Origin of the sequence: Duganella zoogloeoides, from assembly GCF_034479515.1 — a bacterium.
Classification (GTDB): Bacteria; Pseudomonadota; Gammaproteobacteria; order Burkholderiales; family Burkholderiaceae_D; genus Rugamonas; species Rugamonas zoogloeoides.
In genome coordinates, this window is record NZ_CP140152.1 from 2,946,605 (window position 1) to 2,965,769 (window position 19,165).

The following is a 19,165-nucleotide window of genomic DNA, read 5'->3' on the forward strand; positions in this document are numbered from 1 at the left end:
TTGCCGCAAATGGCGTCCGATTGACAAATACAGCGTCCAACACGTAGCCCGGCGTTGGCCTCGACGTCTGTAACGCAAAAAAAAAGCCGCCATCGCTGGCGGCTCAAACTCACTTTGTTGACTACTTGCTTGCTTATGCGCTGGCTTGCTTGTTCTTGCGGCGGCGGGCGATGAAGCCTACCAGGCCCAGGCCGCCCAGCATCATGGCGTAAGTTTCCGGCTCCGGTACCGCGGTCACGGCCGACTGACCGAATTCCACGCGCAGGCCGGTCGGGTTGCCGCTGTTTTGCGCCCAGTTGGTGACCACGAAGTCGAGCTGGTTGACGCCGCTCGTGAAACCGCTGGCTGCGGTGAAGTTGCTCCAGGTGGTGAAGCCGTTGCCACTGGCGATCTCGGTGTTGTTGAGCAAGACCTTGACCGTATTGTCGGACAGCACGCGGCCGGCGAACGACGCGGTGGCGGCGTCAAAACCGGTCAGGTCGAACGAGAGTCGGTAAGTATAAGTACCGTTATTCCAGGCGTCGTACGACTGGCCCTGGTTGGCCGTAGGCGTGATCCACTTCGACGTGCTGTCGTTGGCCAGCCAGGTATTCACCGGCCAGGTGTTGTCGAGGGTGATGACCGGGACGGTCGAGCCATTCCAGGTATCGCTCACAATGCTGAGCTGGTAGCTGGTGTCGTTAGCGCCGCCAGCGCCGATGCCGGTGTTGTTCAGGCCGGTGATGGACGCCGCATGCGCGGACACGAAGGCGGACAGGGAAATTGCTGCAGCGATAATGATGCGTTTCATGATGACCTCTAAAAAGTATATGGTTGTAACGAAGGCATCGAAGCGGATGCCGAACCGACGTTGCAACTCAAACCGTTTTTTAGGGTATCGCTGGCGGGTAGGTAGTGCCATTATAGCTTTGATTTGAAATAAATGCTCACATGCCATTAATTTTTCCTTAAGACATGTGAGAATACAACAACATTCACGATCAGCCGTTGAAGTTGCGGCCCTCCGCAGCCAATGTCACGAGCAAGGGCGCAGGCGTCCAGGCCTCGCCGTGGCGCCCGGCGGCATAGCGCTCGATGGCAGCCAGCACCTTGGGCAAGCCCACCGTGTCGGCATAGAACATCGGCCCGCCCCGGTACGGCGGGAAGCCGTAACCGGTCAGATACACCATGTCGATATCGGAGGCGCGCAAGGCGATGCCCTCTGCCAGGATGCGCGCACCTTCGTTGACCAGTGCATACACGAGCCGTTCCACGATTTCGTCGTCGCTGATGTGCCGGCGCGCCAGGCCCAGCTGCGCCGAGTGCGCCGCGATCATGGCATCGACGTCGGCGTTCGGATGCGGCGTGCGGTCACCGGCCCAGTAGTCGTACCAGCCGGCGCCGGTTTTCTGGCCCAGCCGGCCCATGGCGCACAGCAGGTCGGCGGTTTTTGAGTAGGCAAGATCCGGCTGTTCCACCGCGCGGCGCTGGCGGATGGCCAGTCCAATGTCGTTGCCGGCCAGGTCGGCCATGCGGAACGGCCCCATGGCAAAGCCGAACCGCTCAATCGCCGCATCCACCTGCGCCGGCAAGGCGCCCTCTTCCAGCAAAAAGCCGGCCTGGCGGCTGTATTGCTCGATCATGCGGTTGCCGATGAAGCCGTCGCACACGCGCGCCACCACGCCGGTCTTGCGCAGCTTTTTCGACAGCGCCAGCGCAGTGGCCAGCACGTCGATGGCAGTGTGTTCGCCCCGCACGATTTCCAGCAACTTCATCACGTGGGCCGGGCTGAAGAAATGCAGGCCCAGCACATCCTGCGGCCGGCCGGTCACAGCGGCAATCGCATCGACATCGAGCGTGGAAGTATTGGTAGCCAGGATGGCGCCAGGCTTCATCACGGCGTCGAGCTCGCGGAACACGGCCTGCTTGACGGCCAGGTTTTCGAACACGGCTTCCACCACGATACCTGCCTGCGACAAGTCGGCGTACGCCAGCGTGCCGCTGACCAGCGCCAGGCGCTGTTGCAGCTGCTCGGGTTTCAGTTTGCCCTTGGCGACGGCGTTGTCGTACAGCTTGCGCAGCGACGCCAGGCCCTGGTCCAGCGCCAGCTGCGAGGTTTCCAGCACCACCACCGGAATGCCGGCGTTGAGGAAATTCATGGTTATGCCTACGCCCATCATGCCGGCGCCGACCACGGCGGCCGAGGTAATCGGCCGCAACGGCGTATCGGCCGGTACATCGGGCACCTTGCCAGCGACGCGCTCGGCAAAGAAAGCGTGGCGCAGCGCCTTCGATTCGGTGCTCTGGATCAGGTGCATGAAACGTTCGCGCTCGAATCTCATGCCTTCATCGAATGGCATGGTGACCGACGCGCCGACGGTGGCAATGCATTCGAGCGGCGCCGGGTAGCCGGGCGCCCGGGTGCGGGCCTGCTCGCGCGCATACTGCAAGACCGCCTCGGCCTGCGGATGGTCAACCGACCGGTCGCGCACCTTGGGCAGCGGCCGGAGATCGGCAATGCCTTCGGCAAAGGCCACCGCCGAGGCGAGCAGATCCGCGCCGGGCTCGAACACGCGGTCGAACAGCGGCGTGTCGGCCAATGTCTCCGACAGCACCGGCTCGCCGGTGACGATCATGGAAAGCGCTTGTTCCAGCCCCAGCACGCGCGGCAGGCGCTGGGTGCCGCCGGCGCCCGGCAGCAAGCCCAGTTTAACCTCGGGTAACGCGATTTTCGCGCCCGGCAGCGCCACGCGGTAGTGGCAGCCGAGCGACAACTCGAGTCCGCCGCCCATGCAAATGGTGTGGATGGCGGCCACGACCGGCTTAATGGAGCTCTCCGCGGTGGCGATAAAAGTGTGCAGCGACGGCTCGGCCAGCGCCTTCGGGGAATTGAATTCGCGGATATCGGCGCCGCCAGAGAAGGCCTTGCCGGCGCCGGTGATGACGATGGCCTTGACGGCGACATCGGCGAGCGCGCGTTCGATGCCGGCCACGGCAGCGGTGCGCGTGGCCAGCCCCATGCCGTTGACCGGCGGATTGTTCAAAGTGATAACGGCAACGGCGCCGTGAACCTGGTATTCGGCAGTCATGTGTTGTCCCTGGATGGCCTGCTAGGCCCGGATCGTGATCGTACCTGAAAACTTGCCCAAACCGCCACCCGCTTTTGAATGCGGAGATAAAACTTATTCTGCGAGAGAATAATTCAACCGGTTTAATTCAGGCATTAATTCCGAGTGGAAAATAAAGCACATAAAACAGCGAAATTAATCGAACAGGCTTGAATTTGCGGGGCCAGACCTGAATAATGAAACGCTGTCGCAGATCGACATTGCGCGCTGTTGATTACCGTTTACATTAAATATTTGCCTTGAAATAATTCTCTCCAAATATAACAGGACTATTATGGACGCGCATACCCAGGTCATTCACTCCCGCGAACAGGATCTGCAAGCGATTAATACCGCGCTCAACCGTGTGCAGGCCTTGATCGAGTTCGACCTGGACGGCACCATCCTGCACGCCAACGAAAACTTCCTGGCCACGGTCGGCTACACGCTGGATGAAGTCCAGGGCCAGCACCATGCCATGTTCTGCGATCCCGAATACGTGCAGTCCGGCGCCTACAAGGCCTTGTGGGACAAGCTGGGGCGCGGTGAGTTCGACCGTGGCGACTACAAGCGCATCGGCAAGGGCGGCCGCGAAATCTGGATCAGCGCGTCGTACAACCCCATCATCGACGACCACGGCAAGCCCTACAAGGTGATCAAGTTTGCTACCGTGATCACCGACAGCAAGCTCAAGAATGCTGAGTACGAAAGCAAGGTCGCTGCCATCGGCAAGGCCCAGGCCGTGATCGAGTTCGACATGTCTGGCCATATTCTCAACGCCAACGATAACTTCCTCGGCGTAATGGGTTACGACATCGATGATATTCAGGGTGAACACCACCGCATGTTTTGCGAACCGGAATATGCCGCCAGCAGCGATTACAAGCGCTTCTGGCAAAAACTCAATCGTGGCGAGTTCGATACGGGACGTTATAAACGAATTGGCAACCATGGTAAAACAGTATGGATACAGGCCACCTATAATCCTGTGCTGGATCTGAACGGCAAACCGTACAAGGTCGTCAAATTTGCCAGCGACATTACCGCCCAGGTGGAACTGGAAACCTCGGTGGCCGCCAAGTCGCAAGCGGACAGCGTCAAGATCCACAGCCTGCTGCTGTCGGTCGAGCGCGCTGCCCAGGGCGACCTCACCAGCCAGATCGACATCTCCGGCGACGAAGCGCTCGACCAACTGGCCGAAGGCATCAGCAAGATGATCGCCGACCTGCGCAAGGTGATCGGCGATGTGGTGGCGTCCGCCAACGGCCTGTCCGACGCTTCGACCACCATTGCCGAGCGCTCCAACGCGGTGGCGGTCGGCACCCAGGCGCTGGGCGCCACGGTCGAGCAAATGAATGCGTCGATCGACGGCCTGAGCAGCTCGATCAACATCATCGCCGGCAACAGCACCAATGCCGACGCCCTGGCCAAGGACACCCAGCGCGAGGCCGAAGCCGGCGCCAAGGCGGTCGCCAAGTCGATCGAAGCGATGGACCTGATCAACCGCTCGTCCGAGGACATCGGCGAAATCGTCAAGGTTATCAGCGAAATCGCCACCCAGACCAATATGCTGGCCTTTAACGCCGCCATCGAAGCCGCCCGCGCCGGCGAGCACGGCCTGGGCTTCTCGGTGGTTGCCGACGAAGTGCGCAAGCTGGCCGAACGCTCGTCGCAGGCCACTAAGGAAATTTCCAAGCTGATTAATGAGTCCGTGAAACGCGTGTCGGCCGGCAGCGAAATTTCGCGCCAGGCCAGCGAAGCGTTCGACAAGATCGTCGCCGGCGTGGCCAAAACCACGGCCGCCATCTCCGACATCTCGATGGCCACCAACGAGCAGCAACTGACCGCGCGCGAAGTGGCCACCGCCGTGCAATACATTGCCGAAGAAGCGGAAAAATCGGCGGCGGCCTGCGACAGCATCGCCCGCTCGACCGAGGGCCTGAACCAGCGCGCTGGCGACCTCAACAAAACTGTATCCGGTTTCGTGGTGTAAGCGGGAGCGATGCGATGAACCTGGCCGCCGGCATCCAGCCCGAAACGCTGACTGCGCTCATCGCGCTGGTGCGCGAGCACACGGGGATTGCCATGTCCGAGCGCAAGAGCATCCTGCTCGAACGCCGGCTGCGTCCGCGCATGCAGGCGCTGGAGATCGGCAGCTACCAGGACTACCTGGACAAGGTGGTCCGGGACCGCGCCGAAGTGCCGCATTTTATCGACCTGGTGACCACCAACGACACCCTGTTCTTCCGCACCCAGCAGGTGTGGGATTACGTGGAGCAGGAATTTCTGCCGCAGTGGCAGCGCGACCACGCGGGCCAAACGCTGAAAATATGGTCAGCGGCGGCCTCGAGCGGTGAAGAGCTGTATTCGATGGCGATCCTGTGCGAAGAGTTCAAGGCCAGAACGCCGGGATTCACGTACCAGATTTACGCCACCGATATTTCGCAACAAATCCTGGCGCAGGCGCGCGCGGGGCGCTACGCGGGCCGCTCGGTGGAAAAAATCCGCACCAGCCACCCCGACTGGGTGAAAAAATATTTTCAGGCCAGCAGCCATGGCCTGCAAGTCGTTGAAGCACTGAAAAAAAATGTGGAGTTGGCCCAACACAACCTGCTCACTCCACTGAAGCACGCAAAACAGTTCGATCTCGTGTTCCTGCGCAATGTCCTGATCTATTTCGACCAGGAACACCAGGAGACCGTCCTGCAGCAAGCCCGCCACAGCATGGCGCCCCATGCCCGGTTAATCCTGGGTGAGTCCGAATCGATCTCTGGCCTCGACACCGCCTACCAGTTCGACCGGCCGATGATTTACAGGTTCGAAAAATAACGGCGCCGCCATGCACGCACAACCATCCCTCTTCCCCGCCGACCTCGCCTCCAGGGCGCCATGGTTCGATGCCGACGCCGCGCCGATTGCCGCCGCCGGCGGCCAGCGCTGCTTCCACGTCAATATCGGCGAACTGCGCGTGGGCGCCCGCACCGACCAGTTGCAGGCGCTGCTGGGCTCGTGCGTGGGCATTGCCCTGCTATGGAAAAAGCGCGGCCGCTGCGGCCTCGCCCATTGCCTGTTGCCCGAATCGCCGGTCGCGCCGACTGAGCTGGGCGCCCGCTACGTGAGCCAGGCGGTGCCATCGCTGCTGCGCCTGATGGGCGCCTGCGTGGCCGATTACGCCGATATCGAAGTGGTGGTGGCCGGTGGCGGCAATATGCTCGAAGCGTGCTCGGCGCGCTTCCAGATCGGCCAGCAAAATATCGACGCCGCCCAGAAACACCTGCGCCTGCACGGCCTGCACGTGCGCTTTGCCGAAGTAGGCGGCAAGTGCGGCCGCACCCTGACGGTCGATTGCGCCACCCAGGAAGTGCGCGTCAGCGCGATCCAGAAACCGGCGCGAGTGGTGCACCATGCCTGACACCGTGGAGAGCAGCATGGTGGTGACCAAGACACCGGCAACGGCGCAGGAACCGGGGCCGGGACCGGGACCGGGGCCAGAACTGTTCGGCTCTTTCCTGCTGGGCCCGGACGAATTCGCCCTCCCCGCCAGCTGCATCCGCGAAGTGGTCAATTACCCGGACAAGATGACGGTCGTGCCGCTGTCGCCGCCTTTCCTCGACGGCATGTTCAACCTGCGCGGCACGGTGATCCCGGTGGTCAATCTCAGCCGCGTGTTCGATCCCGGTGCACCCAAGGCCGACAACAGCCATAAAATCGCCATCCTCGATTACCAGGGGGTGCTGGTGGGCATCCTGTTTCACGCCACCGGCGAAATCCTGCGCGTGCGCCCCGAGCAGCGCAGCACGCTCAACTACGCCCCCGGCGCCGCCCACGCCGTGGTTGCCGGCACCATTCTGCTGGCCGACGGCGCCCGCCTGCTGCAAGTGCTCGACCCCGCGGCGCTGGTGCGCATTGAAAACGTGCCGCACGTGCTGGCATTGCAAAGCGCGGGACGCCAGGCCGCGCGCCGCCACCAGGGTGAGCGGCGCCAGTGCGTGAGCTTCCGCGCGGCTGGTTCCGCGTTCGCGTTCGACATGAGTGCGATCCAGGAAATCATTCGGGTTCCGGACATCCAGCCCTCCATCCTTAACAGCGCTCTGTGCCTGGGACGCATCAATTTTCGCGGCAGCCCGGTGGCCATCGTGTGCTTTGCCACCCTGCTTACCGCGCCCGGCGCCAGCAAGGAAGCTTCGAATGCCAGCTGCGCAGCCCGCGAGTTTTTGCCCGATCAGCGCATCGTGATTGCCCGCATCGACGACGCCACCATCGGTTTCCTGGTCGATTCGGTGGACAGCATCGTCAATTACCATGCCGAAGACCTGATGCCGATTCCGCTGCTGAGCCGGGCGCGCGCCGGCATGTTCGCCGGCTGCATTGCCCGGCCCGACCAGGCGGACGTGATCCTGCTCGACCACCGTCAAATCCTGTCGAGCGCGGAAATCGTCGAGATGCGCACCGGCCATGCCCGCCTCTACCCCACCGACGACACGGCAGCAGCGAGCCTGGCCGCGCGCGAAGCGCGGCGCAGCAAGCGCCAGGTCTATCTCACCTTTGCGCTCGAAAACATCTATGCGGTCGAAATCAAGCAGGTGCGCGAAATCATCGACTACACGCCGGACATCTCGCGCCCGCCCGGCATGCCCGACTTCATGCGCGGCATGCTCAACCTGCGCCAACAGATGATCAGCGTGATCGATCTGCGCAGCCTGTACGGCATGGCGCCGGCGGAAGCCACCGGCCAGACCAAGATCCTGGTGGTCGAGCGCGTGGGCGAACTGGGCGTGGAAAAATTCGGCCTGATGGTCGATGCCGTGCAAAACATCATGACCATCGAGGACAGCCGCCGCTTCACGGCGCCGCGCATCATGCGCGGCGCCGATAGCAACGGTCCCAGCAGTGACATGCCTGACGTGATCGACATCGAGTCCGACGGCGAAGGCCGTACCCAGCAACACCAGACGCTGAGCGTATTCGAATGCGACCGCCTCCTGCAACGGCTGGCACAGGAGCTGCCGGCACTGGCGGCATGAGCGCCGGTGGTTTACAGTAATGCAATCCCGGCGTTTGCCGGTTCTGCAAAACTGAAAGGTCGTCCATGTTTCCGTCCAAGTCCGTCGTCACCGCGCGCCGCGCGCTGGTCCTGCTTCCCCTCGGCCTGCTGACCGCCAGCGCCTTCGCGCTGTCGCTGTCCGACCTGAGCAACCAGGACGCGTCCGGCGGCGTGAAAGCCGCGCTCGAGCAAGGCGCAAGCTTGGCTGTCGCCAAACTGGGCGTGGAAAACGGCTTCCTCAACAACGAGCGCGTGCGCATCCCGCTGCCGAAAATCCTCGAACAGGCCAGGCCGCTGCTCAAGCTCACCGGCAAGGGCCAGCAGCTCGACGACCTGGTGATCCAGATGAACCACGCCGCCGAAGCGGCCGTACCGCTGGCCAAGCCACTGCTGCTCGACGCCGTCAAATCGATGAGCATCGCCGACGCCAAGAACATCCTGACCGGCGGCGACACCTCGGTCACCGACTTCTTCCGTGAAAAGACCTCGCCCAAGCTGGCCGTGCAATTCCTGCCCATCGTCAAAAAAATCACGGACCGCTCCAGCCTGTCCACCAGGTACAACAGCACCATGGCCATGGCCCCCAAGATGGGCCTGGTTACCAAGGAGCAATCCACCGTGGAAGGCTACGTCACCCAGCGCGCCCTCGACGGCCTCTACACGATGATCGCCGAAGAAGAAAAAGCCATCCGCGCCGATCCTATCGGTACGGGCAGCAAGTTGCTGGGCAAGGTGTTCGGGGCGATCAAGTAAGCGCCCTCCCTCGAAAGTCCAGGTCTCACCTCCTCAACCAGCCCCGACGCTGATTGCGCGGCAGTTTTGCCGCGTCCGCTTCTTATTCGAAACAATAATGCAACAAAGCAAACTGTCGCGGCGGTGTCATCTTCCTGTATTATTTGCCGTCGCCGCGACCCGGGACACGGGGTGCAATCCCGCCACCATAAAAATATCTGGAGCTTAATTTGAGCCTTTTTAGAACGAAGAACCTCGACGATATGATTGCCGGCGCCAACAAGCCCGGCGGTCTGGCCAAAGTACTCGGTCCATTCGATTTGATACTGATGGGCATAGGCGCGATTGTCGGGACCGGCATCTTCGTGCTGACCGGCACCGGCGCCGTGACTGCCGGCCCCGCCCTCACCCTGTCCTTCGTGGTCGCCGCCATCGCCTGCGGCTTTGCCGCCCTCTGTTACGCCGAGTTCGCCTCTTCGGTCCCCGTGGCCGGCTCCATCTACACGTATACGTATGCCACCTTGGGTGAACTGGCCGCCTGGATGATCGGCTGGGACTTGCTGCTCGAATATGGCCTGGCCTCGGCTGCCGTCTCGGTGGGCTGGTCCGGCTATCTGCAGTCGCTGCTGGCCAGCTATGGCTACCAGTTGCCGGTGGCGCTGACCGCTGCCCCGGGCGCCGTGCCGGGCGTGGCCACCATCGTCAACCTGCCGGCGCTGGCCATCATGCTGGTACTGACCGCCATGCTCGGCTGGGGCGTGCGCGAGTCGGCGCGCATGAACAACATCATGGTGGCCATCAAGGTCGGCGTGGTATTGCTGTTTATCTTCGTGGGCGCACCACACGTCAAGCCCGACAACTGGCAACCCTTCATGCCGTACGGCTACAACGGCATGCTGAGCGCAGCCGCACTGGTATTCTTTGCCTTTATCGGCTTTGACGCCGTGACCTCGGCAGCGGAGGAAGTCAAACGCCCCGAGCGCGATCTGCCGATCGGCATCATCGGCTCGCTGGCCGTGTGCACCATCCTGTACGTGATCGTGGCAGGCATCATGACCGGCATCGTGCCGTACAAGGAATTCCTCGGTGTCGATCACCCGGTCACGCTGGCGCTGCAATATGCCGGTGAAAACTGGATGGCGCGCGTGGTCGATGCCGGCGCCATCCTCGGCATGACCACCGTGATCCTGGTAATGGCCTACGGCCAGACCCGCATCATCTACGCCATGTCGCGCGACGGCCTGCTGCCGAAGAAGCTGTCCACCGTCCACCCGAAATACCAGACGCCGTTCTTTGCGACCTGGATGGTGGGCCTGTTCTTCGGCGTGGTGGCGGCGTTCGTGCCGCTCAACATCCTGACCGAGCTGATCAACATCGGCACGCTGGCAGCGTTCAGCCTGGTGTCGATTGCCGTGATCATCATGCGTAAGAAACGTCCGGACCTCAAGCGCACCTTCCGCGTACCGTTCGTGCCGCTGATCCCGGCGCTGGCAGTGATCTTCTGCGTGATGCTGATGACCTACCTGAGCTGGCATACCTGGGTGGCGTTCGCCATCTGGATCGTGCTGGGTCTGATCGTGTATTTCACCTACTCGCGCAAGCGTTCGCTGCTCAACTGATTCTCCCTGGAAACCGGCAAGCCGCTGCGGCTTGCCGGCATTTTTTTTAGTTCACGCTGATTTTCCCCGTCCCCGCATTATTCAATACCGATTGCTTGACCGACGAAGCCGACGCCGGATTGGCGGTGTACGGCGGCGTCCAGCCCACCGAGCTGCTGAAACTGCACTTGCCGGCCAGGTTCAGCGCCGCGCCGTTGAGCAAAGAGCCGGCATCGGTGATCGCGCCCGACTTGCTGGCCGAGCCCGGATTGTTGGCGATGTCCGCGCACGAACTGGCGCCGGCGATGTCAAACGCGTTGTTCTGCATGATGATCTTGGCCTTGTAGCCGACGCCCACGCTGTACTTCTGCGGATAGACTTTGTGCGAGCGGCTGCCTTCGAAATAATTGTTGAAGACGTGGACCTTGCCGAAGCGCACGCGCGGCGCCCGTTCCGAGATGTGCAGGAAATGATTGTTATTGAAGGTAACGGTCAGGTGGCCATCGTCCGAGGTGGTGCTGTCCGACGAGCCGATCAGGTTGTTCTTCTGGTGCAGCTCGAAGCGGTTGTTGGAGATGGTCACGTAGTCCGAGCCATTCTTGACGTCGAGCGCGGCATCATGGCACTGCTTGAGGCGGCCATTGGCGGTGGGCAGCTGGTCGTCGGTCTTGGGGGCGTCGGTAAACACGTTGTGGTCGATCCAGATGTTCTTCGAGTTTGCGATGTTGATACCGTCGTACTCGGAGTTCCAGTTGCCCGCACTGCCATCTTCCGGGTCCCAGATCGGGTTGATGTCGCACGGATTGACGATATTGAGATTGCGGATGATGACGTTCTGGATGCCGTTGAGGATCAGGCCGGCGTTGACGAGCTTGGTGTCGGAACCCATGCCGATCAGCGTGGTGTTGCTGGTCAGCTTGATTTGCAGCCGCGCTTTCTGGTCGGCAGCGCTCTTGTAGGGGCCGCCGTTGTCGGCCGTGGTTGGGTCGATGGTGCCGTACAGCTTGATAATCTTGGGTTTGTCACCCTGGGCCTTGATGGCGGCGAGCAATTGTGCTGCCGAGCTGACCTTGTAGGTCGCCGCCGACGAGGCGCCGGCGCCACCCTTGGTGCCGCCATTCTGGCCGGCCCAGCCGTTCGACGGTGCGGTTTGCAGGGTGTCGTCGGCAAAAGCCGGAGCGGCCGCGAAAGCTGCGAGGACAGCCAGGGCGGCGCCAGTCATATTGATGCTGATAATCATGTGTCTTCTCCGTTATTGTTATAGGGATAATTCCCTAAGGCAACGCTAGCAGAAAAAGACAACTGAAAGTATGAGAATATCTGTGTAGAAATAGATATCTTTTAAATAATCAATCAATTGATTGAAAGATTGCTCTAAATAACAACACTATATGACAACAAAGTCGAGCGCACGCAGGAAGCTGGCGGCCTGCGCATGCGAAATCACGGCGCCCTTGAACACGGCCGCATCCGACAGCTTCAGCCCTTCGATATCGGTCCCGCGCAGGTCGGCGCCCTGGAACTTGGCCAATTTGAGCGTGGCGTTGCGCAAGCTGCCGCCTTCGAACACGGACTCGCGGAAGTCGCAGCCGGCCAGGTAGGCGTCGGAAAAGTCGAGTTCCTTCAAGGTCGCCTTCTTGAACGAAAAGCCGCGCAGGTCGGCGCCCACCAGCAGGCTTTCCTCGAACAGCAGGCCCAGGTGCGCGACTTCCTCGAACGAGGCGCCGGTCAGCTTGCAACCGCGGTAGCTGACCGAAGCCAGCTTGGCGCGGCGCCACTTGGTGTTGTTCAGGTCGCAGCTATCGAAGCGGGCATCGACCGCGTCCACCGACTCGAAATCGGCGCCGCCGGCGCGGCAGCGCTGCCACACGGTGCGCGCCAGTTTGGCGGCAAACAGGTTGGCGCCGCCGAACGTGCAGCGGTCGAACGTACAGCCTTGCAGGTCGAGGCGCGACAGATCCTCGTCGTCGAACATGCATTGTTCGAAGTGGCGGGTATCTTGCACGAGGTGGTGTTCGAGTTCGGAGCGGTCCAGCGCAAGGCCGGAGACGGTGGAATTGTTTGATGCCATCGGATTGTCCTCAATGGCCGGCAGACGCAGGGTCAATGCACCAAGCGCACCACCACGCATCCCCGGACGGTTAGGAGAACCTGTCTCAGCAGGGAATGAGGCGCTGCTTGCGCGCCTCGGCAGCGGGGCCGGCGTTGCTCGTCATCGCATGGCCTGCCATGCTTCTTCCTCGCGCCTTGCCCCCGCTACCGAGGCATCGCAATCCGCTGCCCCATTCCTACCGAGACAGGTTCTCTGTCAAGATCGGCGCCGTGGGTCCGCTGCGCGGGAGCATCTCCCGTAGCGGGACACTTGCCGGGTTACCAACCGGCTTGCTCATTTTCGACTCGGCGCTATTTTACCCGCATCGGCGCCAGGTGTGTGCCCGGTCGCGCGCGCGCTGCCCTACAATGCAATCAAATTAACCCGGGGGAATACTCGTGGAACACGAAGTCGACATCATCCGCCAGCTCGACGACCAGGAAGAAGTGCTGCAACGCGCGCGGCTGCGCACCATGCAACTGGTTGCGCTGGGCCTGTTATTGATAGCCGCGCTGCTGTTCGCGCTGGCCCGCTCGCAACGCCACGCGCATCCTGCCTGGGGCTACCTGGAAGCGTTTTCGGAAGCGGCGATGATCGGCGCGATTGCCGACTGGTTCGCGGTGGTGGCGCTGTTCCGCCACCCGCTCGGCATTCCGCTCTGGCACACCGCCATCATCCCCAACAGCAAGGAACGCATTGGCAAGAGCCTGGGCCAGTTCGTCGAAAACCATTTTATTACCGAAGCGGCCATCAACGCCCGCCTGCGCGAGCTCGACATCGCTGGCAGGGCCGGCAACTACATGCAGCAGCCGGCCCACGCTGCCCGCCTGTCCCGGTGGACCGGTCCCGCGCTGGAAAAGCTGCTGCATTCGCTCGACCAGGACAAGATGCGGCGCATGGTGTGCGACACCGCCACCCGCGAACTGGCGCGCCTGGACCTGGCCAGCCTTGCCGGCGACTGCGTCGATGCGCTGATCGCCGAAGACCAGCCGCAGCACCTGGTGGACCTGCTGCTCGACCAGTTGGGCGAGTACCTGGCGCACGAGGAAAACCACGAAACCATCGGCAACATGGTGCAAAGTGCGGTCAATACCGACAGCTCGGTGGTCGAATACGCGCTGCACAAGGCCATGCCGCGCCTGATCCGCTCCACCATCCGCAAGGTGGCCGACGTGCGCGCCGACCGCAACCACCCGCTGCGCGCACGGCTGGGCGTCTGGATCGCCGAAAGCGCGCTGCGCCTGAAGGCCGACCCGCTATGGCAGGACGCCATCAGCCGCTATCAGCAAGACGCGCTGGCCAGCGACAAGATCCGGCAAATGCTCGAAGGCTTGTGGGATGCACTGCACGCGCGTGCACTGGCCGATCTGCACACGGAGACGCCAGGCGTGCCGGCCGGCGTACAAAAGCTGGTGGAAAAAGCGGGCCGCATGCTGACCGAAAACCAGTCGATGCGCGAAGGGCTGAACCGCCTGCTGGAAGCCGGCAGTGCGCAACTGGTGCGCAACTATCGCGGCGAAGTGGGCCTGTTCATCGAAACCCAGCTGGCCAGGTGGACCCGCGACGAAATGAGCAAGCGCATCGAACTGGCCATCGGCCGCGACTTGCAGTTCATCCGCATCAATGGGACGGTGGTGGGTGGACTGGCGGGGTTGGTGATTCATGTGATTGTGCAGTACACCGGGTAGCAGGTCGCCAGCCGAGGCAAGTGCTGACCCCTGTCCGCCTGTTGAACTGGCCCCGCCCGTCAACTTGCTTTACCATGCGGGGTCTTTCATCCCCGTGCGCTCCATGAGACCAGTTGCCGCCATACTCTTCAAACGCCGCCTGATGGTCACCGTCCTGCTGGCATTGCCACTAGCGGCGCTGGCCGATCCCGGCCACGTCCACGAGCTCACGCCTGCCAGCGCCGATACGCTGACCGTGGTCGGCCCGTGGGAGCTGACGGGCCTGGAGCCGTCGCGCAGCGGCTTCATGTTCACGCGCATGGAAGTGACGCAAACGCTGCTCGACGTCGACGACCAGGGCCGCTTGCGCGCCGGCGCGGCCAGCACCTGGGAAGTGTCGAACGACCAGCGCGAATGGCGGTTCTTCATCCGCCAGGGCAACCGCTTCCACGACGGCTCCGCGCTTACCGCCAATACCGCGCTGGTGTCGTTGCAGCGGGCGTTGAGCACGCCCGGCGTGCTGCAACTGGCCGGCATCGACGACCTGTACGCGGAGCGCGGCGCCATCGTGGTGCGGCTGCGCAAACCGTTTGCGCCGCTGCCGTACCTGTTCACCCAGTACAGCACGCAATTGCTGGCGCCATCGTCGTTCAATGCCACCGGCCGCGTGACGGCCATTGTCGGCAGCGGCCCGTATCGCATCAAGTCGATCACGCTGCCGCAGATGTTCGAGACCGAATTTGCCGAGACCTGGAACGGCGACGCCCCGGACGTGCGGCGCGCGCGCTACATCAGCGTGTCGCGCGCGGAGACGCGGGCGCTGATGGCGCAAAGCCGCCAGGCCGATCTCGCCTTTACGCTCGATCCGCCCAGCATCCGCCGCCTGCAACGCCAGCAAGGCGTGTCGCTGGTGGCGCAAAACCTGCCGCGCACCACGTTTCTCAAACTCAATGCCGCCCACCCGTTCATGCGCGACGAACGGGTACGCCGCGCGATCAGCCTGGGCGTGGAACGCGACGGCATTGCCCGCGCACTGCTGCGCGACGCCGACCTGGGCGCCACCCAGCTGTTCCCGCCCGCGCTGGCGCAGTGGCACCAGCCGGCGCTGGCGCCGTTGCGCACCGACCCTGCCGCCGCCCGCGCGCTGTTGAAGCAAGCCGGCTTCACGCCGGGCGCCGACGGCATCCTGGTGAAAGGCGGGCGGCGTTTCGCCATCACGCTGTACACCTTTGTCGATCGCCCCGAGCTGCCGCTGATCGCCTCCGCCATCCAGGAAGAGATGCGCCAGATCGGCATCGCCGTGCGGGTGGTGGTCGGCAACTCCAGCGACATCCCGGCCGGCCACCGCAGCGGCACACTGGACATGGGGCTGGTCGCCCGCAACTTCGGCACCACGCCCGACCCCACCGCCACCATGGTCGGCGACTACGCCAACGGCGGCGGCGACTGGGGCGCCATGAACTGGCGCGACACCGCGCTCGACGCCTCCCTGGCGCGCCTGGCCACGGGCGCCGCGCCGGCCGCGCAGCAGGCCGACCGCGCCATCGTCGCCGCGCGCCTGCAGGCATCGCTGCCGGTCGTGCCGATCGTGTGGTACCGGCAAACGATTGCCGTCTCCAGCCGCGTAAAAAACGTCACCATCGACGCCTTCGAGCGCAGCTACAGACTATCGGACATCAAATGGAATCCCTGACACCCTGGATCGATACCGCGCGGCGCTGGTCGCCGCTGCTGGGCCGGCGCCTGCTGCAGGCGCTGCTGGTCGCGCTGCTGGTGGGTACGCTGTGCTTCTTCATGACGCGCTGGCTGCCCGGCGACACCGCGTTCCGCATCGCTGCCGGGCGCTATGGCTACGACATGGTCGATGCCGCCGCCGCCGAGGCGGTGCGCGCAGAACTGGGCCTGAACCGCCCCGCGCTCGCAGCGCTGGCCGACTGGTGGGGGCGGCTGCTCCGGCTCGACCTGGGCCTGTCCCTGGTGACCGCGCAGCCGGTGCTCACCGAGATCGGCCTGCAACTGGGCCAGACCCTGCGCCTGTCGTTCTGGGCGGTGCTGCTGTCGGTGCTGCTCGGCCCCATCCCCGGCGTGCTGGCGGGCTTGCATCCCGGCGGCTGGTTCGACCGCGCCACGCTGGCGTTGTCGGTCATGCTGCGCGCGATGCCGCCGTTTGTGCTGGGACTGGTGCTGGTACTGGTGTTTTCGGTGGAACTGAACGCGCTGCCGGCCGCCGGCCACGTCGATTCCGGCAGCGTGGCGCTGCCGGCACTGACGCTGGCGATCGGCCTCGCGGCCGTATCGTCGCGGGTGGCGCGCGACGCCATGGTGGCCGTGCGCGGCAGCGCCTATTACGCGTTCGCGCTGACCAAGGGCTTGTCGCCATGGCAGGCGCTCATGCGCCACGGCGTGCGCAATGTCGGCGCGCCGGTGGTGGCCTACGTGGCGGTGCAACTGGTGTACCTGGTGGAAGGCGTGGTGCTGGTGGAGACCATCTTCGCCTGGCCCGGCATCGGCCACGCGCTGGTGCACGCCATCTTCGGGCGCGACGTGCCGATGATCCAGGGCACGGCGCTGGTACTGGGCCTGATGTTCGTGCTGTTCAACGCGCTGGTGGACCTGGCCTGCGCCGCCATCGACCCGCGCAGGCGGCCGCAATGAGCACCATGCCTGACACGCCCGACCTGCACGACGCGCTGCTGGCGGCCAGTCCCCCACGGCGCTGGCCGGCCGCGCGCGTGATCGGCGCGGCCATGCTGATTGCGATCGCCGCGTTCGCCCTGCTCGGACCCTGGCTGATCGGCGTCGATCCAGCACGGCAGACGCTGGCGCGCTTCCTGGAGGCGCCCAGCCTGGCGCACCCGCTGGGCCTCGACCACCTCGGCCGCAGCATGCTGGCACGCCTGGCTGACGCATCGCGCCTGTCGCTGTCGATGGCGCTGCTGAGCGTTTTGAGCGCCGCCATCCCCGGCACCGCGCTGGGGCTGCTGGCGGCCTGGCGCGGCGGCTGGGCCGAGCGCATGCTGACTGCGCTGGCCGACGCCATCCTCGCCCTGCCCGGCCTGCTGCTGGTGCTGCTGCTGGCCGCATTCGCGCCGGGCCAGTTCTGGCCCCTGTACGTGGGCATCTCGCTGGCGCTGTGGGTCGAGTACTTCCGCGTGGTACGGGCGGCGGCCACCATCATGCTGGCCAGCCCGCAGGTGGAAGCGTCGCGCCTGCTCGGCTTTGACGCCTGGTACATCGTGCGCCGCCACCTGCTGCCGGAACTGCGGCCGCGCATATTGACGCTGATGCGCTTCGGTTACGCGGGCGCCGTGCTGGCCATGGCGGCGCTGGGCTTCATCGGCGTGGGCCTGCAGCCACCGACGGCGGAACTGGGCGTGATGATGATCGAACTGCTGCCGTATTACAGCGAGGCGCCATGGCTGGTCGGCGCCCCCATTTTCATTTTGTTCGCCACCTTGCTGGGCATGATCCTGCTGGGTAGCGGGGGCACGCATGAACGATAACGAACCAATCTCCGCCCACCTGGCTGTCAGCGGCCTGTCGGTAGGCACGCCCGGCCATGTGCTGGTGCGGGCGGTGGACCTGCATATCCCGGCCGGCGGCGTGCTGACGCTGTTGGGCGAAAGCGGCTCCGGCAAATCGCTGCTGGCGCAAGCCATCATGGGCAACCTGCCGGCGTCGCTGTCATGCAGCGGCACCGTGGATGTGGGCGGTCGCCGGTCCGACGCGGCCGACCTGCCAGCACGCCGCGCGCTGTGGGGCCGGCAGCTGGCGCTGCTGCCGCAGGAGCCGTGGCTGGCGCTCGATCCGACCATGCGCGTGGCGCGCCAGATCGCCGAGGTGCACGAGCTGGTGGCCGGCATGGCGCCGGAGGTGGCGGCGCCCACCGCGCAGGCGGGGCTGGAGCGCCTGGGCATGGGCGGCGCCGGCGAAAAATATCCGTTCCAGATCTCGGGCGGCATGGCGCAGCGCGTGGCGTTCCTGGCCACCCACGCCGCCGGCGCGCCGGTGATGATCATCGACGAACCGACCAAGGGCCTCGATGCCGACCGCCGCGCCGACGTGCTGACCGTGCTGCGCGCGGCCATCGCCGACGGCCTCACCCTGCTCACCATCACCCACGACGTGTGGCTGGCGCGCCAGTTGCGCGGCCAGGTGGCGGTGATGCTGGGCGGCGAGATCGTCGAACGCGGCGACACCGCGACGGTACTGGTCGCGCCCGGCCACGCGTACACGCGGCGCCTGCTGGCGGCAGAGCCGGCCGCCTGGCCGCACCTGGCGCCAGTCAAGGCCGACGAAGGCGAGGTGCTCGTGCACATCGACAGCGTGGCCAAAAGCTTCGGCGCGCAGCACCTGTTCGCCGGCGTGACGGCGCAGATCCGGCGCGGCGAATTCATCGCCGTGACCGGTCCCAGCGGCTCCGGTAAAACCACGTTCGGCAATATCGCGCTGGGCCTGCTGCGTCCCGACAGCGGCACGGTCACGCGCGGCGCGGGCCTGGCGCGCACGGCATTCCAGAAGATTTACCAGGACCCGGCGGCGGCGTTCGCCCCGTCTGCAACCCTGCGCCGCTCGCTGCAGGACGTGGTCACGCTGCACCGGCTGGCGTGGCCCGAGCTGGAAGGCTTGCTCACGCGCCTGCGGTTGCGCCCGGCCCTGCTGGACCGGCTGCCGTCGCAGGTGTCGGGCGGCGAGTTGCAGCGCTTTGCGCTGGCGCGCGTGCTGCTGCTGCGCCCCGCGCTGATCTTTGCCGACGAACCGACTTCGCGGCTCGATCCCGTCACCCAGCAGGAAACCCTGGCGCTGCTGGCCGAACACGCCCGGGAGTACGGCTGCGCGGTGCTGCTGGTCACGCACGACGCCGATATCCCGGCACGCATGGCCACCCGGGTAATCAGCCTGTCGGCATCGCGTTCATCGGTGCCCTGACCCACAGACAGCCACGG

General features: G+C 64.3%; 15 protein-coding genes. 11 read left to right on the forward strand and 4 right to left on the reverse strand.

The window, feature by feature from the left end; all coding sequences use genetic code 11:
• Positions 1–133 precede the first annotated feature (133 nt).
• Positions 134–790, reverse strand: a complete 657-nt coding sequence (locus SR858_RS13055) for an FxDxF family PEP-CTERM protein (RefSeq protein WP_019921236.1) — start codon at positions 788–790, stop codon at positions 134–136.
• Between the two features lie 190 nt (positions 791–980).
• A complete protein-coding gene (locus SR858_RS13060) occupies positions 981–3,068 on the reverse strand; it encodes a 3-hydroxyacyl-CoA dehydrogenase NAD-binding domain-containing protein (RefSeq protein WP_019921237.1) in 2,088 nt (695 codons plus the stop codon).
• A gap of 313 nt (positions 3,069–3,381) precedes the next feature.
• On the opposite strand from SR858_RS13060, the gene SR858_RS13065 reads away from it, so the two are divergent.
• From SR858_RS13065 to SR858_RS13090, 6 genes are all read left to right on the forward strand, one after another.
• Positions 3,382–5,079, forward strand: a complete 1,698-nt coding sequence (locus SR858_RS13065) for a methyl-accepting chemotaxis protein (protein ID WP_019921238.1) — start codon at positions 3,382–3,384, stop codon at positions 5,077–5,079.
• 14 nt (positions 5,080–5,093) lie between these two features.
• Complete coding sequence (locus tag SR858_RS13070) at positions 5,094–5,915, forward strand: CheR family methyltransferase (protein WP_019921239.1); 822 nt, start codon at positions 5,094–5,096, stop codon at positions 5,913–5,915.
• Between the two features lie 10 nt (positions 5,916–5,925).
• Positions 5,926–6,498: a chemotaxis protein CheD gene (locus tag SR858_RS13075; RefSeq protein WP_019921240.1), complete on the forward strand. Its 573-nt coding sequence runs from the start codon at positions 5,926–5,928 to the stop codon at positions 6,496–6,498.
• Positions 6,491–8,110 carry a chemotaxis protein CheW gene (locus tag SR858_RS13080; protein WP_322534588.1) on the forward strand — a complete coding sequence of 540 codons (1,620 nt, stop codon included), beginning with the start codon at positions 6,491–6,493 and terminating at the stop codon, positions 8,108–8,110. Before SR858_RS13075 ends, SR858_RS13080 begins: the two co-directional genes overlap by 8 nt.
• 65 nt (positions 8,111–8,175) lie before the next feature.
• The gene (locus SR858_RS13085; RefSeq protein WP_019921242.1) at positions 8,176–8,883 is read left to right on the forward strand and encodes a DUF4197 domain-containing protein; all 708 of its coding nucleotides are present in this window, start codon (positions 8,176–8,178) and stop codon (positions 8,881–8,883) included.
• Between the two features lie 209 nt (positions 8,884–9,092).
• Complete coding sequence (locus SR858_RS13090) at positions 9,093–10,481, forward strand: amino acid permease (protein WP_040377595.1); 1,389 nt, start codon at positions 9,093–9,095, stop codon at positions 10,479–10,481.
• 46 nt (positions 10,482–10,527) lie between these two features.
• On the opposite strand, the gene SR858_RS13095 is transcribed toward SR858_RS13090, so the two are convergent.
• Together SR858_RS13095 and SR858_RS13100 are read right to left on the reverse strand one after the other, a co-directional pair.
• Positions 10,528–11,700, reverse strand: coding sequence for a pectate lyase family protein (locus SR858_RS13095; protein ID WP_019921244.1), 1,173 nt, complete (start codon positions 11,698–11,700; stop codon positions 10,528–10,530).
• A gap of 147 nt (positions 11,701–11,847) precedes the next feature.
• On the reverse strand, positions 11,848–12,531 hold the full coding sequence (locus tag SR858_RS13100; RefSeq protein WP_040377723.1) for a pentapeptide repeat-containing protein: 684 nt from the start codon (positions 12,529–12,531) through the stop codon (positions 11,848–11,850).
• 419 nt (positions 12,532–12,950) lie between these two features.
• Here SR858_RS13100 and SR858_RS13105 point away from each other — a divergent pair, with 419 nt between their 5' ends.
• The 5 genes from SR858_RS13105 to SR858_RS13125 all read left to right on the forward strand — a co-directional run bounded on the left by SR858_RS13105 (position 12,951) and on the right by SR858_RS13125 (position 19,148).
• Positions 12,951–14,240, forward strand: a complete 1,290-nt coding sequence (locus SR858_RS13105; RefSeq protein ID WP_019921246.1) for a DUF445 domain-containing protein — start codon at positions 12,951–12,953, stop codon at positions 14,238–14,240.
• A gap of 103 nt (positions 14,241–14,343) precedes the next feature.
• Positions 14,344–15,912 carry an ABC transporter substrate-binding protein gene (locus SR858_RS13110; protein WP_154819826.1) on the forward strand — a complete coding sequence of 523 codons (1,569 nt, stop codon included), beginning with the start codon at positions 14,344–14,346 and terminating at the stop codon, positions 15,910–15,912.
• The gene (locus SR858_RS13115; RefSeq protein ID WP_019921248.1) at positions 15,900–16,874 is read left to right on the forward strand and encodes an ABC transporter permease; all 975 of its coding nucleotides are present in this window, start codon (positions 15,900–15,902) and stop codon (positions 16,872–16,874) included. The genes SR858_RS13110 and SR858_RS13115 overlap by 13 nt, the downstream gene beginning before the upstream one ends.
• A complete protein-coding gene (locus SR858_RS13120; RefSeq protein ID WP_019921249.1) occupies positions 16,871–17,722 on the forward strand; it encodes an ABC transporter permease in 852 nt (283 codons plus the stop codon). The genes SR858_RS13115 and SR858_RS13120 overlap by 4 nt, the downstream gene beginning before the upstream one ends.
• On the forward strand, positions 17,712–19,148 hold the full coding sequence (locus SR858_RS13125) for an ABC transporter ATP-binding protein (protein WP_019921250.1): 1,437 nt from the start codon (positions 17,712–17,714) through the stop codon (positions 19,146–19,148). Before SR858_RS13120 ends, SR858_RS13125 begins: the two co-directional genes overlap by 11 nt.
• Positions 19,149–19,165 lie beyond the last annotated feature (17 nt).

What these genes read in the sequence shown, in the direction of transcription:
- SR858_RS13075 (WP_019921240.1), top strand. Translation starts at nt 5,926, where the DNA reads ATGCACGCACAACCATCCCTCTTCCCCGCCGACCTCGCCTCCAGGGCG.
- SR858_RS13065 (WP_019921238.1), top strand. Translation starts at nt 3,382, where the DNA reads ATGGACGCGCATACCCAGGTCATTCACTCCCGCGAACAGGATCTGCAA.
- SR858_RS13125 (WP_019921250.1), top strand. Translation starts at nt 17,712, where the DNA reads ATGAACGATAACGAACCAATCTCCGCCCACCTGGCTGTCAGCGGCCTG.
- SR858_RS13080 (WP_322534588.1), top strand. Translation starts at nt 6,491, where the DNA reads ATGCCTGACACCGTGGAGAGCAGCATGGTGGTGACCAAGACACCGGCA.
- SR858_RS13120 (WP_019921249.1), top strand. Translation starts at nt 16,871, where the DNA reads ATGAGCACCATGCCTGACACGCCCGACCTGCACGACGCGCTGCTGGCG.
- SR858_RS13115 (WP_019921248.1), top strand. Translation starts at nt 15,900, where the DNA reads ATGGAATCCCTGACACCCTGGATCGATACCGCGCGGCGCTGGTCGCCG.
- SR858_RS13095 (WP_019921244.1), bottom strand. Translation starts at nt 11,700, where the DNA reads ATGATTATCAGCATCAATATGACTGGCGCCGCCCTGGCTGTCCTCGCA.
- SR858_RS13110 (WP_154819826.1), top strand. Translation starts at nt 14,344, where the DNA reads ATGAGACCAGTTGCCGCCATACTCTTCAAACGCCGCCTGATGGTCACC.
- SR858_RS13070 (WP_019921239.1), top strand. Translation starts at nt 5,094, where the DNA reads ATGAACCTGGCCGCCGGCATCCAGCCCGAAACGCTGACTGCGCTCATC.
- SR858_RS13100 (WP_040377723.1), bottom strand. Translation starts at nt 12,531, where the DNA reads ATGGCATCAAACAATTCCACCGTCTCCGGCCTTGCGCTGGACCGCTCC.
- SR858_RS13055 (WP_019921236.1), bottom strand. Translation starts at nt 790, where the DNA reads ATGAAACGCATCATTATCGCTGCAGCAATTTCCCTGTCCGCCTTCGTG.
- SR858_RS13060 (WP_019921237.1), bottom strand. Translation starts at nt 3,068, where the DNA reads ATGACTGCCGAATACCAGGTTCACGGCGCCGTTGCCGTTATCACTTTG.
- SR858_RS13085 (WP_019921242.1), top strand. Translation starts at nt 8,176, where the DNA reads ATGTTTCCGTCCAAGTCCGTCGTCACCGCGCGCCGCGCGCTGGTCCTG.